Origin of the sequence: Pseudoalteromonas sp. MM17-2, assembly GCF_022347945.1 — a bacterium.
In the GTDB taxonomy this organism is placed as follows: Bacteria; Pseudomonadota; Gammaproteobacteria; order Enterobacterales; family Alteromonadaceae; genus Pseudoalteromonas; species Pseudoalteromonas ruthenica.
The window spans coordinates 153317-168748 of record NZ_JAKRFV010000004.1 but is presented as its reverse complement, the minus strand read 5'-3'; the positions used below and the strand labels follow the sequence as shown (position 1 = coordinate 168748).

Below are 15432 nucleotides of genomic sequence, written 5' to 3'. Positions count from 1 at the left end.
TTTGATTACCTCAATGAGTGAAAGCTTGCCTAGGCTTACGCCTTGGGGTTAGGCAAGGGGACTTGCTTAGAATCCCTTATTTTAAACAATGATGGTGCTTTTGTATAACACCAGACCAGGTGTAGCGCTGGTCATTTTCGCGTATGGACGAAAATAAAAAAGCACCCGAAGGTGCTTTTAGGTGCAGCTTAGCGCTGCGTATTCATTAGTTCATGCCGTACTTTTTCAGCTTCTTGCGTAAAGTACCACGGTTGATACCTAGCAAGATGGCCGCACGCGTTTGGTTGCCACGTGTGTAAGTCATTACTTCTTCTAGAAGCGGTGCTTCTAGTTCAGAAAGAACAAGCTCGTATACATCTTGTACGTCCTGACCGTTAAGCTGCTTTAAGTAGTGGTGAACAGCTTTTTTAACAGCGTCGCGAAGAGGCTGTGGTTTCTCTTGTGACTGAACGTGAGCGTTAGTAATAAAAGGAGAAGTCACATTTTGTTCAAACATCGTTGTATTGTCTCTTTCTTTCTGGATTAGCAATAAGTTTCAAAGTACTCATTAAGCGCTTCCACCTGCTGTTGAGGTGTTTCTAGCGCATTGAATACTCGCCTAAACTGACCGTTTTCGTCATGAGCGTGCAAATACCATCCAACATGCTTGCGAGCAATCCGCGCCCCCATGGGCTCACCGTAAAATTGATGCAGATTAGTTAAATGCTCCATCAATATGCTGCGTACTTCGCCTAATTCAGGCGGCGCTAGCAGCGTTCCGGTTTTTAAATAATGATCGATTTCCCGAAAAATCCAGGGGCGACCTTGGGCGGCTCGGCCAACCATGATGGCATCTGCGCCCGTATACTCTAAAACCTGTTGTGCCTTATGTGGCGATGTAATATCACCATTGGCCACCACAGGAATTGACACTGAGCGTTTCACGGCTCTAATCGTGTCGTATTCAGCATTGCCTTTATACATGCACGCACGAGTGCGTCCATGGACAGCAAGTGACTGAATACCATTGTGCTCAGCGATAGCTGCAATCTCGACGCCGTTGCGATTATCCACATCCCAGCCAGTGCGGATTTTCAATGTGACGGGCACATCCACCGCATTAACCACCGCTTTAACGATGGCTTCGACCAACTCTGGATATTGCAGCAACGCAGAGCCTGCAAGCTTTTTATTCACTTTTTTTGCCGGGCAGCCCATATTGATATCTATGATCTGCGCGCCATTGGAAACGTTAAATTGTGCGGCTTGCGCCATAAGTTCAGGGTCGGCACCGGCAATTTGCACGGAACGAATACCTGACTCACCGCTGTGATCCATACGGCCCATGGATTTAGCTGTACGCCAAACCTTTGGGTTGGAAGACAACATCTCGGAGACCGCGAGGCCTGCACCTAAGCGACGACAGAGTTGTCGAAAAGGGCGGTCGGTTATCCCAGCCATGGGGGCGACCATTAAGTTGTTTTCTAACTGGTACGGACCAATTTGCACAGCGACTCAATTCACCTCGTTTCAAGGGGCGCTAAGTTTACGGTTTTTTGCGGCAAAATCAAAGGCTATAAATTGAACAAAAGTGCTTTTTTTTTAAACTTTTCGTATTGACATTTGGTAACGAGCTGAGGGAGTGATTTTTTTGTTTGTTTTATGAACACAGGCCCGTGAAAGCTTACTCTGCGGGGTGTTGATGATGCGTAAAAAGTGTAAAAAAGTCGCGCAGGGACAATTGTCCGCTGCGCAAATAGTGTCAGCTGTGGTTACTTTTTAACCCCACTGATGCGCACCCAATCCCCTTCCTGCTCGATAGGGGCGAGGTTTACTTGCTGGTCATAATGACTGGCTACCGATTGCGCTTGCTCAGCCAGCACTCCAGATAGCGCAATGTCACCGCCGGACTTTAGCAAGCTGAGAATCACTTCATTAAGCTCACGTAATGGCTGGGCAAGAATATTAGCAACCACCACATCAGCTTCAAGGTGAGGTTGGTTCTGTGGCAAATACACCTCTAGCTGTTCAGCAATACCATTACGTGCGGCGTTATCTTGACTGGCATCGAGGGCTTGCTGGTCGATATCAATACCGATAACGCGGGCAGCACCTAACTTGATGGCCGCAATACCCAAAATACCGGAACCACAGCCAAAATCGACCACGGTTTTGCCGCTTAAATCGAGGCCTTCTAACCACTTTAAGCACAGCGCGGTAGTGGCATGGGTGCCGGTGCCAAAGGCCAGACCCGGGTCGAGCATAACATTAACCGCACTGGGGTCTGGCACATCAAGCCAGCTTGGGCAAATCCACAAACGCTCGCCAAAGCGGATAGGGTGGAAGTTTTTCATCCACTCTCGTTCCCAGTCTTTGTCTTCAAGTTGCTCAATTTTATAATGAAATTGCTCTTTCAGCTCAGGTTGTACTTTTAGGTAGTCAACTACGGCTTGCATATCGTGGTTGGCCTCAAACAGGCCAATCACAGTGGTTTCTGCCCAGTATTTTACTTCCCCGGGCTGGGGTTCAAAAATAGGCGTGTCTTTAGTGTCCATGAAGGTCACCGATGGACAACCGATGTCCATAAGGTGATCACTAATGGCATCAGCCGTTGACTCGGTGGCACGAATGCGGATTTGGATCCAAGCCATTGTAAATCCTCGTTAAAAAAGGCCGCTAAAAAGCGGCCTTGATGTAGTGTGTAAGACGCGGCTTATTTGCTGGCGTCTAAGAAACTCTTCAGCAGGTCAGAGCGCGATGGATGGCGTAACTTACGCAGTGCCTTCGCTTCGATTTGACGGATACGCTCTCGAGTAACGTCAAACTGCTTACCCACTTCCTCTAGGGTGTGGTCGGTATTCATGTCGATACCAAAACGCATACGTAGTACTTTTGCTTCGCGGGCTGTCAGGCCTGCCAGTACTTCGTGAGTCGCGCCTTTAAGGCTTTCCATGGTCGCTGAATCGATTGGCGAATCAATGGTGGTATCCTCAATGAAATCACCTAAGTGCGAATCTTCATCGTCACCAATAGGCGTCTCCATTGAAATCGGCTCTTTAGCGATTTTTAATACCTTACGAATCTTATCTTCAGGCATTAGCATGCGCTCAGCCAGTTCTTCAGGGTTTGGCTCGCGGCCCATTTCCTGAAGCATCTGACGCGAGATACGATTGAGCTTATTAATGGTCTCAATCATATGTACCGGAATACGAATAGTACGCGCTTGGTCAGCAATCGAGCGAGTGATTGCCTGACGGATCCACCAAGTTGCATAAGTTGAGAACTTATAACCACGGCGATATTCAAATTTATCTACTGCTTTCATCAAGCCGATGTTACCTTCTTGGATCAGATCCAAGAACTGCAGACCTCGGTTGGTGTATTTCTTGGCAATTGAAATAACCAGACGTAAGTTTGCTTCAACCATCTCTTTTTTCGCACGGCGAGCTTTCGCTTCACCGATACTCATACGACGGTTGATGTCTTTGATACGCTCAATGGATAAACCGGTGCTTTGCTCAATCTGTTTTAGCTTATTGATGCAACGTTCAATTTCCGGTTTAAGCTCGCTTAATTTCGCTGAGTAGCTCTCGCCTTTGGCGATTTCGGCATCAAGCCAAGAGGCATCTGTTTCGTTATTAGCAAAATGCTTAACAAACGTTTTCTTTGGCATTTTAGCAACTTGTACCGCTTGCTTCATGATGATGCGTTCTTGCACACGCACTTTATCCATCATTGCACGCATGTTGTTAACCATGCGATCAAATTGCTTCGGTACTAGTTTGAAGGTACGAAATAGCTCGCCGATCTCGATAATCGCGGCTTTAGCATCGGGATGCGAACGGCCTTTTTGCTCGAAAATCTCGCGTGCGCCAGTGTACAAGGCACGAAGTTTTTCAAAGTGCTCGCGCGCTTCTTCCGGATCTGGGCCGTTATCGGTTTCTTCTTCATCATCGTCATCGCTGTCAGCATCATCGTCTTCGTCATCGAGCTCTTCTTCGCTCAATTCAGAACCAATGTGTGTGGCAGAGATTTGTGTTTCGTCCTCGTTGGGATCGAAAAAGCCAGTGATGATGTCGCTCAAGCGAATTTCTTCGGCTTCGAACATGTCCCACTGTTCAAGTAGGTGCGAGATAGCCTCTGGATATTCAGCAACAGAAATCTGTACTTGGTTGATACCTTCCTCAATACGCTTGGCGATATCAATTTCGCCCTCACGAGTAAGTAGCTCAACCGTCCCCATTTCACGCATATACATGCGCACAGGGTCCGTAGTACGACCGATCTCTTTTTCTACCGTTGCCAGGGCTGCAGCCGCAGCCTCTGCTGCGTCCTCATCCGTGGTCGTTTCAGCCATCATTAATTCATCGGCATCAGGCGCAGACTCGCTGACCTTAATACCCATGTCATTAATCATGCTGATAATGTCTTCGACCTGATCCGAGTCAATGATGTCTTGTGGAAGGTGATCGTTCACTTCCGCGAATGTAAGATAACCTTGCTCTTTACCTTTCTGAATCAGAAGTTTTAGTTGTGACTGAGGAGTTGGATCCATAGAGATTTGCTCTTCCACCCTGATAAGTTGATACAACAGGCGTCAGCTTAAGAACCTAAGCTGGGAGCCCCAAGCCGGTTTGACGCAGTGAATTGCGTATTATAACAGACCGAGTTTTTTCTGGCTAGCTTTCGAGCACTTCACTGCCTTTTAGTGCTTGCGTTAGTAGCGCGTATTCACGTCGTTCTTCAAAGCTTAAACCTTGCGTCTTGTCCTTTATTAATAAGGTCTCGAGGCGATGATTTAAACACTGATCTTCAATGAATTTGACTGTTTGTTGGAAATGAGGTTCCAAAACCTCGTCGTTTATTTGGTGTGGCCACGCCGCAAGCTTAGTAAGCGCGCCGTATTCAGGGCGTTCACGGTAACTTTCTAACAACTGCGCGGTGGTAATTTGTGGGTTGTCTAAACATTGCTTTTGAATGGCTAAAAACAACTCCAAACCCGGTAAACCTAAACTGGCAAGCTCTGGCATGTACTCAACTGTAGGTGCCAATTGCGGGTGTTGCACCATAAGCGCGATGGCGGTGCGCATGGGCGTCATTTTAAATTGGCTCTCAACCCGTTTTTGTTGTTTTGGGGTTTTGAGCTTGGCGTTGAGTTGTTCCCGAGTGCGACCAATAAACCGTGCTAAACGTTCTAATAGGCTTTCTTGGTAAAACTCACTGGGAATTTTTTCAATCAGTGGTAAGGCTTCACTTAGTAACTTGGCTTTGCCTGCATCCTGAGTAAGATCTATATGTTCGCTCAAACGAGCAAAAAACACCTCGATAAAATCTTTGGCGTCACCCAAGCGTTGTTCAAAGGCCGTTTTGCCCTCTTGCTGTACCAATGAGTCGGGATCTTCACCGTCCGGTAAAAACACGAATTTCAGTGCCTTGCCGTCTTTTAAATAGGGAAGGGCATTTTCAAGCGCGCGCCAAGCCGCGTCGCGACCTGCGCGGTCGCCATCATAACAACAAATAACTTTGTCGGTGGCCCGCAGCAGTAACTGCATGTGTTCGGCGGTGGTCGCAGTGCCCAAGGCGGCAACGGCATATTTAATATCATGCTCAGCCAAGGCCACCACATCCATATAACCTTCAACAATGAGTAACTGCTCAAGCTTTTTGTGCGCTTGCTTAGCCTCATAAAAACCGTACAGCTCAAAACCTTTGTGGAATACCCGGGTCTCAGGTGAGTTTAGGTATTTAGGGCCGTTGTCATCGCTGCCCATGATACGTCCGCCAAAAGCAATGACCCGACCGCGACGGTCGCGAATAGGGAACATCAGTCGGTCACGGAAGAAATCAAAGGTGCGGCCATTGTCTTTTTGGGTGGCCAGTTTAAGTTCGATTAACTGCTGCTTTTGCTTGGGGTTTTTTCCTAGAGTCTGGCACAAGGCTTCCCATTCACTCGGGGCATAGCCAATTTGATAGTCTTTAACCGTTTGGCCGCTGAGGCCTCGCCCTTTAAGATAATCAATCACCAACTGTGAGTTAGCATGATGGCGCAACTGCTGCTGATAATACCGTGCTGCTTGTTCCATCAATTCATAGTCTGAGCGCTTTTGTTCTTGACTGACAGGAGGGCGTTCGGAATTATTATGGCCTTGCTCTCTTGGCACTTCGAGGTGCAATAAACTGGCGAGCTCTTCGATAGCATCAACAAAGTCGAGTTTATCGTATTCCATGACAAAGCTAATGGCGTTGCCATTGGCGCCACAACCAAAGCAGTGATAAAACTGTTTGTCTTGAGAGACGGTAAACGAGGGTGTTTTTTCGTTATGGAAAGGGCAACAGGCTTGGTAGTCTTTGCCTGCTTTTTTAAGATTAACGCGCGCGTCTATTAACTCTACAATATCGGTGCGAGCTAAAAGATCATCAATAAATTGCCGTGGGATCTTGCCTGCCATTGCTAACACCTAATTGGGAATAGAGAATCTCAGTAGTATATCAATCGCCACGAAGAAATGGAGCTGTCACAGTGACTTTATTTTTCTATCTTGCACAAACGAAGAAACCGAGCACGAGGCTCGGTTTGCTTGAATTTGCTTTCGCAATCTAGGCGCTGAGTCGCTGTTTAATAAGGCCTGATAATTTGCCCATATCGGCACGGCCTTCAGCTTGACTCTTAATTACGCCCATCACTTTACCCATGTCTTGCATGCCTTGGGCACCGGTGTCGGCGATGGCGTTATCAATCAGTTGATTGATTTCATCCTCGTTCAGTGGTTTCGGAAGAAACTCTTCTAAAACCGCAATTTCGGCAGCTTCAACATCAGCGAGATCGTCACGACCGGCGTCTTTATACTGAGTATAAGAATCACGGCGTTGCTTAACGAGCTTAACGATAACCGAGGTAATCGCGGCTTCGTCTAAGGTAATGCGCTCGTCGATCTCACGCTGTTTAATGGCTGCTAATACTGAACGCACAGCACCAAGGCGCATTTTGTCCTTGGCACGCATCGCGTCTTTTTGTGCATCTTTTAAGGTAACTAAAAGACTCATGACATCAAGACCGAAAAGCGATTAGTATAAACGAACGCGACGTGCGTTTTCGCGAGAAAGCTTTTTCATGTGACGCTTAACAGCAGCCGCTTTTTTACGCTTACGCGCAGCGGTTGGCTTTTCATAGTGCTCGCGACGACGAACTTCTGAAAGGATACCTGCTTTTTCACATGAACGCTTGAAGCGGCGTAGAGCTACGTCAAACGGCTCGTTTTCTCTTACTTTAACTACTGGCATTAAAAATTCACCTACCTAACTAAATGAGCTTCACTCATCTGATCAAATTATGATCAAGTGGTTCAAAAATGGTGCGGCATTGTAATCCGACTTACCCCCGTGTGTAAAGAATAAATATCACAATACTGGTAAAATTGCAGCAACCAAGTAGAATATGCGGCCTTATCCATGCCATCTAAGCCCATGTAGGAGACTCACATTGCGCATTTTGGGAATAGAATCTTCCTGTGACGAGACCGGGATTGCTATTTATGACGATGAACAAGGCTTGCTTGCGCATCAATTATATAGCCAAGTGAAAATGCATGCCGATTATGGCGGCGTGGTGCCTGAATTAGCATCGCGCGATCATGTGCGTAAAACATTGCCTTTAATTGAAGCTGCGTTTGCCGAAGCAAAGTGTGGCCCTGAGGATTTAGATGGTGTGGCCTATACCGCAGGCCCAGGCCTCGTCGGGGCTTTATTAGTAGGCTCATCCATTGCACGCTCTTTAGCCTATGGGTGGCAGCTCCCCACTGTGGCGGTTCACCATATGGAAGGGCATTTGCTGGCACCGATGTTGGAAGAGCGAGTCCCTGAGTTTCCTTTTGTGGCTCTGTTGGTATCCGGAGGGCACACGCTGTTGGTGAAGGTTAGCAATATCGGTGAATACCAAGTACTTGGTGAGTCGGTGGATGATGCTGCCGGTGAAGCTTTTGATAAAACCGCAAAGTTACTTGGGTTAGATTATCCTGGCGGACCTTTATTGGCGAAGTTGGCAGAGCAAGGCACGCCGGGGCGCTTTAAGTTCCCCCGACCCATGACCGACAGACCTGGCTTGGATTTTAGCTTTAGCGGGTTGAAGACCTCTGCGGCGAATACCATTCGTAATGAAGGGGGCGACTCACAAACGAAGGCTGATATTGCCCATGCTTTTCAAACAGCGGTGATCGATACCTTGGCGATTAAGTGTAAGCGAGCACTTAAGCAAACCGGTATAAAACGTTTAGTGATCGCCGGTGGAGTCAGTGCCAATACTTATTTACGTGAACAGTTGGCGAAGGTAATGCAAGGCATGCAAGGTGAGGTGTACTACCCGCGCCCAGCTTTTTGTACAGATAATGGTGCGATGATCGCCTACGCCGGAATGCAGCGTCTAAAAGCAGGGCAAACTGGCGATGTGAGCACGCAAGTTATGCCGCGCTGGCCAATAGATAGTTTACCGAGCATTGCTTAAGGGTCGTGTGTGCATGTTCAATCCATGCGCGCAGCCTTAGATGAGGCATTGTTAATTCATTCTTTTGTACCAGTATAAGTGCCGCTTATGCTGGTAATGTCGTAAAAAATTCACCTAACTTTCTTAAATTTGACCAAAGCTGCAAGACTTTCTAAGGTGATTGCTATAAAGTGAGCGCAATTAAATTGAACTGCTTTAAGCAACCCGTCACCGCCTTAAAGCCAATGCATTTAGGTATGTCATGAGTGATAAGCGTTTTGCCGTCGCATCAGAGCAGAGCTTGATGCGCGTCTTTACGGTGCCAGAGGCACCGGACTCAACGCTCAGTAAAATAGAAGCCGAGATTTCTAGTAATCTAGCTGGCTTTTTAAATGAGAACATTGCTGCGGTTGAAAAACCGCTGCATGAAATCGAGCGCGACTTCGAATCAGCTCAGGTTCCCGAAGAGCCGATGTTTGTCAGTGCCCATGCTCAGGACATCATGGAAAAGCTGGTAGCGCATTCCGTGCATACCGCTGCCCCGAGCTTTATTGGTCATATGACCTCGGCGTTACCTCATTTTGTGCTGCCACTGTCCAAACTCATGGTGGGTCTTAACCAAAACCTGGTAAAGATCGAAACCTCCAAAGCCTTTACTCCATTAGAGCGCCAAGTGGTCGGCATGCTGCATCATATGGCGTATGGTCGCGAGCAAAAGTTCTACGACAAGTGGATGCACAGCGCCAAAACCTCGCTCGGTGCGTTTTGCTCCGGGGGCACGGTGGCGAACATTACTGCCTTGTGGATAGCGCGCAACTGCTTGCTCAAGGCTGAAGGTGATTTTAAAGGCATTGGCGCCCAAGGATTGGTGTCGGCGATGTTCCACTACGGTTACAAAGGTTTGGCGGTATTGGTTTCCAAGCGAGGCCATTATTCCCTTGGTAAGGCCGCCGATGTGCTCGGTATTGGCCGCGATAACTTTATCGCGATTCCTACCGATGAAGATAATAAAGTCGATGTTGCAGCGATGCGCAAAGAAGCGCGTGCCCTCGAAGCCCAAGGTATTAAAGTGATGGCCTTGGTGGGAGTCGCTGGGACCACCGAAACCGGCAATATCGACCCGTTGAATGACATGGCTGATCTGGCCGAGGAGCTGGGCTGTCACTTCCATGTCGATGCGGCTTGGGGTGGAGCCACCTTGTTATCGAATAATCACCGTCATCTGCTCAGTGGCATTGAGCGTGCAGACTCCATCACCATTGATGCGCACAAACAAATGTATGTGCCTATGGGCGCGGGAATCGTGTTATTTAAAGACCCCAGCGCGACCGACGCCATAGAGCACCACGCTGAATATATTCTGCGTAAAGGTTCAAAAGATTTAGGCAGTCATACTTTAGAGGGTAGCCGCCCGGGAATGGCGATGTTGGTGCATGCCTGCTTACGTATTATCGGTCGTAAAGGCTATGAGATGCTGATCGATAAAAGCTTAGAGAAAGCGCGCTTTTTCGCTGATTTAATTAAATCGGAAGCGGATTTTGAACTGATCTCCGAGCCTGAACTGTGCTTATTAACCTACCGTTATGTGCCAGAGAAAATAAAGGCACGGTTGCAGCAGGCGGATGAGCAAACCAAGCTGGATATTTATGCCGCATTGAATCGTTTTACTGCTAGCATGCAAAAGCGCCAGCGTGAGGCGGGGCGTTCATTTGTATCGCGTACCCGGTTGACTCCGGCTGCCTACGGCTATCAGCCTACGGTGGTATTTCGTGTGGTATTGGCGAACCCACTCACATCGAAAGCGATACTTAAGGACATTCTTTCAGAGCAGCGCGAATTAGCCGCCTCAGATCCGATGTACAAAAAGTACTTGTCTAAGTACCTTTAACCCAGCCTTAAACTACAAGCCCTGACAGAAGGTGAGTAAGTCGCGAATGAGTGGCTTACGCACCGTATCATGCTCACACAAAAGCTCATGCTTAGCCCCTTGGTAGGTTTTTAATACAGCTTGGCGTTGACCATGAATAAAGTCGTTATAAGGACTTGGGTCAACCACGGTATCGCATTGTGCTGCAGCGACAAATAACGGCACAGGACATTGGCAGGTCCGTAGCTTCTTGATAGCGGCAAAAGCGGCGTTAAGCCAGGCGTAAGTCACCCCCCCTAATTGCATATCGCTGTGCTGCTGATATAACTGGCGAAAACGCGTATAACGGGCTTCACTGTGAGTCAGTTCATTTTCTGCAAAGGGGATATTACGATAAGGGCCGTGTCCAGGGACATAACGCCCGCCTTGACCGACTAAAGTCATTAGCCATGCCCATAAGCGTGCTTGCCAAGCTTTGATATTACCGGTATCTAGTTGCAGCATCGGGGCGCTTAAAAAGGCGCCGCTGAACGAATGGCGGTGGTGACAAAGATAGTCTAAGGCGATTGCTCCCCCCATGGAGTGGCCAAGGAGTATTTTTTTCCCTTGCCAGTGACGTTCAACCACCTCGTTTACGAATTGCGCAAGGTCTTGGCTGTAATCATCAAAGTGCCCTACATACCCTTTGTGGCTATCTTCAAGATGGCGATAAGAGCGCCCTTGACCTTGATGGTCAACAATAAACACGGCGATGTTATTACGCGCAAACTCCCACAGCAGCTCTTGGTATTTCTGTGCCGCTTCAATGCGCCCTGAGCTGATCACTAACGCAAAGTCAGCTTGGTAGGGTAAATGATAGGCGTAAAATAACTGACCTTGGCGTGTGTCCACAAAGCCCTTATGCATATCTTGCTGCCAAAATTGCGCGATGGCGTCATCATTTTTATGCAGTAGTGCTTCGCTGGAGTAGAACATTCAGTATCAGGTCGTAGGGAGTTTTATGGTCGCTACTAAACCACCTTGAGGGTTATTTTGCAATACAAGTTCCCCATTGTGGGCCGCTATAGCCTTGTTGGCAATCGCTAAGCCTAAACCGGTACCGCCACTATCGCGGCTGCGCGCAGAACCAACGCGGTAAAAGGGTTCCTTGAGATGAGCAAGCTCATGCTCAGCAACGCCAGGACCATCGTCGCTAATAGACAGTAGCATTATCGTGTCTACCCACTGCAAGCTCACTTCAATATGCTGATTGGCATATTTGATTGCGTTACGCAGTAAGTTATCGCAGGCACTGGCTACCACTTGGGGGTCAATGTTGAGGAAATGGCTATCACTGAGCTCAGCAAGAGAGAGCTGCTTATGCTCAGAGTCGGCCTCGAACTTGGCGTCGGCAAACACTGGAGCCAGTAACTCACGCACACTGATGCGCTGGCGCACAATACTTTGTTGACGATTTTCTAGCCGTGAGAGCATCAAAATACGGGCAATAAGAGTATCAAGCTGCTTGGCTTCTTTTTCTATGCGCTGCAGTTGTAATAAGGTTGCGCTATCGGCACTGTCTTGGGCTAATGCACAGGCGAGCGAGAGTCGCGTTAATGGCGAACGTAGCTCATGAGAAATATCACCCAACAACGAACGTTGACTATTCACAAGGGTTTCTAGACGCGCCGCCATGGCATTGAACTCGTCGGTGAGAACGCCAAGCTCATCATGGCGCACGTTACTCGGCGCACGACTTTGTAAATTACCTGCGGCGATGTCTTTCGCGGCGCTTCGCAGCGCATTGACCGGTGTGATCAAGGTGCGGGTAAACAGCAAACTCAACAACAAAGAGGCACCCAAAGCCACAACTACCTTAAGCCAAGTAGGCATGAGTTTGAGCCGCAATAACCAAGGTAGCTTGCGCCCGGGGCGCAGCTCATAGAGCTGATATTGCCCGTCCGGTAGGGTGATCAGCAAAGGGCCTAATGCTTGAAAGTGCTCATGGAAAATCATTTGTGGTGCCATGCTCTGGCGAAAATTAAGCTCATTGAGGCCAATGTCGTGGGGCGGGGTGAAGTTCTGTAGCGCTTTATCTTGGTCAACAGAATACAGATAAAGCTGTTTTCTTTTGGCAAAGCGGCCATGGTTGATGAGCTGCTCAGCGCTGATATCGTGTTTATTAGCACTGCGCTCAATGGCATGCCCTAAGCGCTTTAAGTAGTGCGCATCGCCACCGCGTAAAGGTTCATAAGATAGTTCACTGAAGCTCATCGAGCTTAGCCCGGCAAGCAACGCGAAGGTCGCGGCTAGGGTGAGCCAAAACCACAAGAATATTTTCACATAAAGTTTGCTAAACAGTGGCCGCATTTACGCATCTCCCACCAAGACGTAACCGGCACCGCGTAGCGTGCGAATACGCTCGGCTTCAATGTGTTCGGCTATTTTCTTGCGCAAGTTACTGACATGCATGTCAATAGAGCGGTCGTATGGCGCTAAGCGGCGGCCCAATACCTGTTCACTTATTTGCTCTTTACTGATCACGGTGCCCGGTTGTTGTAGTAATAAGTGCAAAATAGCAAACTCAGTGCCGGTGAGTGCTAAAGGCTGAGTGTTGGCGCTGACGCTGCGGCTATGCATACACATATCCAGACCGGCAAACTGTAAGTCCTGATGAGGCTTAGTGGCATTGATATGCTCGATGCGTCGAGTAATGGCCTTGACGCGGGCGAGCAGCTCTCGGTGGTTGAAAGGCTTGGGGATATAGTCATCGGCACCGAGCTCTAGGCCAAAAATACGATCAAAATCATCGCCTTTGGCGGTCAGCATGATGACTGGCATCAGCGATTGAGCTCTGAGCCTTTTTAAGACCTCGAAGCCATCTAACTCTGGCAGCATGACATCCAGTAATAACAGATCAAAATTGCCAGTTTCGGCAAGCTCCAAGCCTGTTTTTCCATCATGCGCACAGGTCACTTGGAAATGCTGGCTCTGTAGGTATTCGCTGAGCATTTGCGCCAGTTCAGTATCATCGTCGGTTAGTAAAATATGCATGTCATTCCCAGTACGTATACAGCGACAACGCTATACTACCTTATCCCATGCCAGCAGTGTGAATCCTTTACATAACCTTTACACCGCCCTGACAGTGCTTTGCGTTGACGGCGCTATGCTAGGCACTGTGAATTGTTTTCAATCAGGACAAACAAGGAGTCCACAATGAAACTAGGTAAGAGTATGAGCGCAACGTTGCTTTCTTTAGCTTTGGCATCCAGCGCCGTGTTTGCTGGTCAAGGCGGTCACCACAACCATGGTGAGCGTGGTATGTTTAACAAACGTATGGCTAATTATTTACAGCTTAGCGAGCAGCAACAGAGCCAAATCGACGCTATTTTAGATGCGCAAAAGCAACTGCAGCCGCAGCGAGGCCAGCGTGGTGGCATGAAACAGCAGCTAAATGCCTTAACGCACACCAATGCGAGCTTCGATGAGCAGGCTGCGCGAGCGTTAATCCAAGAGCAGCAAGCTAAACAGCTTGAACGTAAGATTGCACGGTTACACACCCAGCATCAAATATGGAACTTACTCACCGAGCAGCAGCAACAAAAGTTGCAGGAACTCAAGGAAAAGCGTCAGTCGCGCGGCCATCATAAGCGTGGTCATTAAAATTTTATGTCAGTGCACGTAAACGGCCCATTGGGTCGTTTTTTTGTGCGGACATTTTCAGTGACTTGCGCTTAAGTGCTAGTAAGCGATAGCAAATTTTGCTATCAATAATAACGTTGAGCTACGACTCGATAGCTTACTAAAGTGTAAATGCTTAAAGTTGATCAGGTATAGCGTGGTTTTTTCCCTCCCCTGAGCCACTGAAATAACCATTATCGATGCTGTATTAGGGTAGGGTCCAAGTTTACGGAGCGAACACAATACAGAGGCTTCGCGTATTAAAGGACTAAGTTGTTGGAAAAACAGAAGTGGTATAAAAATCCAGAAATGCTCATTGCGCTGACCGCGCTTTTTATTGGCTTAATTACGGCGTTTATCTCTATTTATTCTGCGTACATAGATCGCGCCTACGCAAAAGCCTCTGTGTGGCCAAAAGTAGAGGTTTTTAGAAGCCAAGGAAAGGATCGCTTTAGTTATGGCGTGGCGAATAGAGGCACGGGCCCGGCCATTATTAAGTATGTAAAAGTCAGTATCGGTAAGCGGTATTTGCAGCGGTGGTCGGATTTACCTGAGTTCAACTCCATTTATCAATCCCATATAAGTTCAACCACGCTTCCTGCAGGCGAAACATTAAAGCCCTTGGTATACAAAGGGGAGGCTGTAGAGAATATCTTAAAGATAGATAAAAGCCTCGAAATCGAGCTGTGTTACTGTTCAATTTATGACGACTGTTGGGTGGTGAGTCGCTCGCTTCAAGCCCGCCCTGTAGAGCAGTGTGAGGTAAACTCTAAGCAGGCTTTTTTACAATAACGATTGGTGTGTGAAAGTAGTGGAATACGGTGCTTCAGTGCACGGCACAGTTACAGTTGTCTATCTGAGTATTGCGGTGTGTTTCGTGGTATCTGAGTATCACCACTAGGCGTGTGTGATAGGCAAAAAAATACGCGGCCGTTGAGGGCCGCGCTGACGGAATAATTTCCAGCCTCCTGCCGGGATTGGAGCAAGTCCAATGTTCCTTAACTCACCGTAGTGAGCGCTACAAATCGCTTTGTAGGTTCATCCTTGTCCACTTCCTGTATAAACCTGTGATACACATCCAAGTCAGTCGCATGTGGTTCGCATTATGACTGCTATGATTGTTTAGCTCATCCTGTACTTCCTGTGATATGTACATCCTGCACATAATCCTCAGTGGAGCTATCACTGACAAATCCTTCGCTGTCCTTATTCACATTTCCTTTGTGAGTTGCGTTCACTCGCCTGTCCTATACTCAACCTTGAGTATCACGTCCGGTGTGCTCGGCATCCTGCCTATTTTTCCTTTGCTGTCCTTAAAGTAGCAACTCCTTTGCGTTATGCATCCTGCATCTGTCCATATTGGCATCTTGCCGTTTTCCCTTGACTATCCTTAGAATAACAATTCCCTTGTGTTATGCGTCCTGCACCTGTCCTTCTATGGCATCTT

14 protein-coding genes are annotated in these 15432 nt (G+C 48.0%); 4 read left to right on the top strand and 10 right to left on the bottom strand.

From position 1 onward, the window contains the following. Positions 1-205: 205 nt before the first annotated feature. The 7 genes from fis to rpsU form a co-directional block, all read right to left on the bottom strand. Entirely contained in the window at positions 206-496 is a 291-nt protein-coding gene (fis, locus tag MHM93_RS05475) for a DNA-binding transcriptional regulator Fis (protein WP_010374122.1), read from the bottom strand. A gap of 26 nt (positions 497-522) precedes the next feature. Next, on the bottom strand, positions 523-1488 hold the full coding sequence (gene dusB / locus MHM93_RS05470; protein WP_045980568.1) for a tRNA dihydrouridine synthase DusB: 966 nt from the start codon (positions 1486-1488) through the stop codon (positions 523-525). Between the two features lie 263 nt (positions 1489-1751). Next, positions 1752-2630: a 50S ribosomal protein L11 methyltransferase gene (gene prmA / locus MHM93_RS05465; RefSeq protein ID WP_239448304.1), complete on the bottom strand. Its 879-nt coding sequence runs from the start codon at positions 2628-2630 to the stop codon at positions 1752-1754. A gap of 62 nt (positions 2631-2692) precedes the next feature. Beyond that, positions 2693-4534 carry an RNA polymerase sigma factor RpoD gene (gene rpoD / locus MHM93_RS05460; protein WP_022945343.1) on the bottom strand — a complete coding sequence of 614 codons (1842 nt, stop codon included), beginning with the start codon at positions 4532-4534 and terminating at the stop codon, positions 2693-2695. 124 nt (positions 4535-4658) lie between these two features. Further along, entirely contained in the window at positions 4659-6428 is a 1770-nt protein-coding gene (dnaG, locus tag MHM93_RS05455; protein ID WP_239448303.1) for a DNA primase, read from the bottom strand. Between the two features lie 148 nt (positions 6429-6576). Further along, the gene (locus MHM93_RS05450; RefSeq protein WP_022945345.1) at positions 6577-7023 is read right to left on the bottom strand and encodes a GatB/YqeY domain-containing protein; all 447 of its coding nucleotides are present in this window, start codon (positions 7021-7023) and stop codon (positions 6577-6579) included. A 21-nt stretch (positions 7024-7044) separates the two neighbouring features. Then, positions 7045-7260 carry a 30S ribosomal protein S21 gene (gene rpsU, locus MHM93_RS05445; RefSeq protein ID WP_022945346.1) on the bottom strand — a complete coding sequence of 72 codons (216 nt, stop codon included), beginning with the start codon at positions 7258-7260 and terminating at the stop codon, positions 7045-7047. 199 nt (positions 7261-7459) lie between these two features. On the opposite strand from rpsU, the gene tsaD reads away from it, so the two are divergent. Continuing rightward, positions 7460-8476 carry a tRNA (adenosine(37)-N6)-threonylcarbamoyltransferase complex transferase subunit TsaD gene (tsaD, locus tag MHM93_RS05440; RefSeq protein WP_239448302.1) on the top strand — a complete coding sequence of 339 codons (1017 nt, stop codon included), beginning with the start codon at positions 7460-7462 and terminating at the stop codon, positions 8474-8476. Positions 8477-8717: 241 nt separating this feature from the next. After that, entirely contained in the window at positions 8718-10343 is a 1626-nt protein-coding gene (gene panP / locus MHM93_RS05435; RefSeq protein ID WP_239448301.1) for a pyridoxal-dependent aspartate 1-decarboxylase PanP, read from the top strand. Positions 10344-10355: 12 nt separating this feature from the next. Here the strand turns inward: panP and MHM93_RS05430 are convergent, their stop codons facing one another. Genes MHM93_RS05430 through MHM93_RS05420 form a run of 3 tightly spaced genes read right to left on the bottom strand, consistent with a single transcriptional unit; the run spans position 10356 to position 13355 of the window. Continuing rightward, complete coding sequence (locus tag MHM93_RS05430) at positions 10356-11297, bottom strand: alpha/beta fold hydrolase (protein WP_239448300.1); 942 nt, start codon at positions 11295-11297, stop codon at positions 10356-10358. Between the two features lie 6 nt (positions 11298-11303). Further along, a complete protein-coding gene (locus MHM93_RS05425) occupies positions 11304-12671 on the bottom strand; it encodes an ATP-binding protein (RefSeq protein WP_239448299.1) in 1368 nt (455 codons plus the stop codon). Next, positions 12672-13355 (bottom strand): response regulator transcription factor, encoded by a 684-nt coding sequence (locus MHM93_RS05420; RefSeq protein ID WP_239448298.1) that lies wholly within the window; start codon positions 13353-13355, stop codon positions 12672-12674. Positions 13356-13520: 165 nt separating this feature from the next. Between MHM93_RS05420 and MHM93_RS05415 the strand changes: the two genes are divergently transcribed. Further along, positions 13521-13967, top strand: a complete 447-nt coding sequence (locus tag MHM93_RS05415; RefSeq protein WP_239448297.1) for a Spy/CpxP family protein refolding chaperone — start codon at positions 13521-13523, stop codon at positions 13965-13967. A gap of 294 nt (positions 13968-14261) precedes the next feature. Beyond that, positions 14262-14777 (top strand): hypothetical protein, encoded by a 516-nt coding sequence (locus tag MHM93_RS05410; RefSeq protein ID WP_239448296.1) that lies wholly within the window; start codon positions 14262-14264, stop codon positions 14775-14777. The last annotated feature ends 655 nt before the right edge of the window (positions 14778-15432 follow it).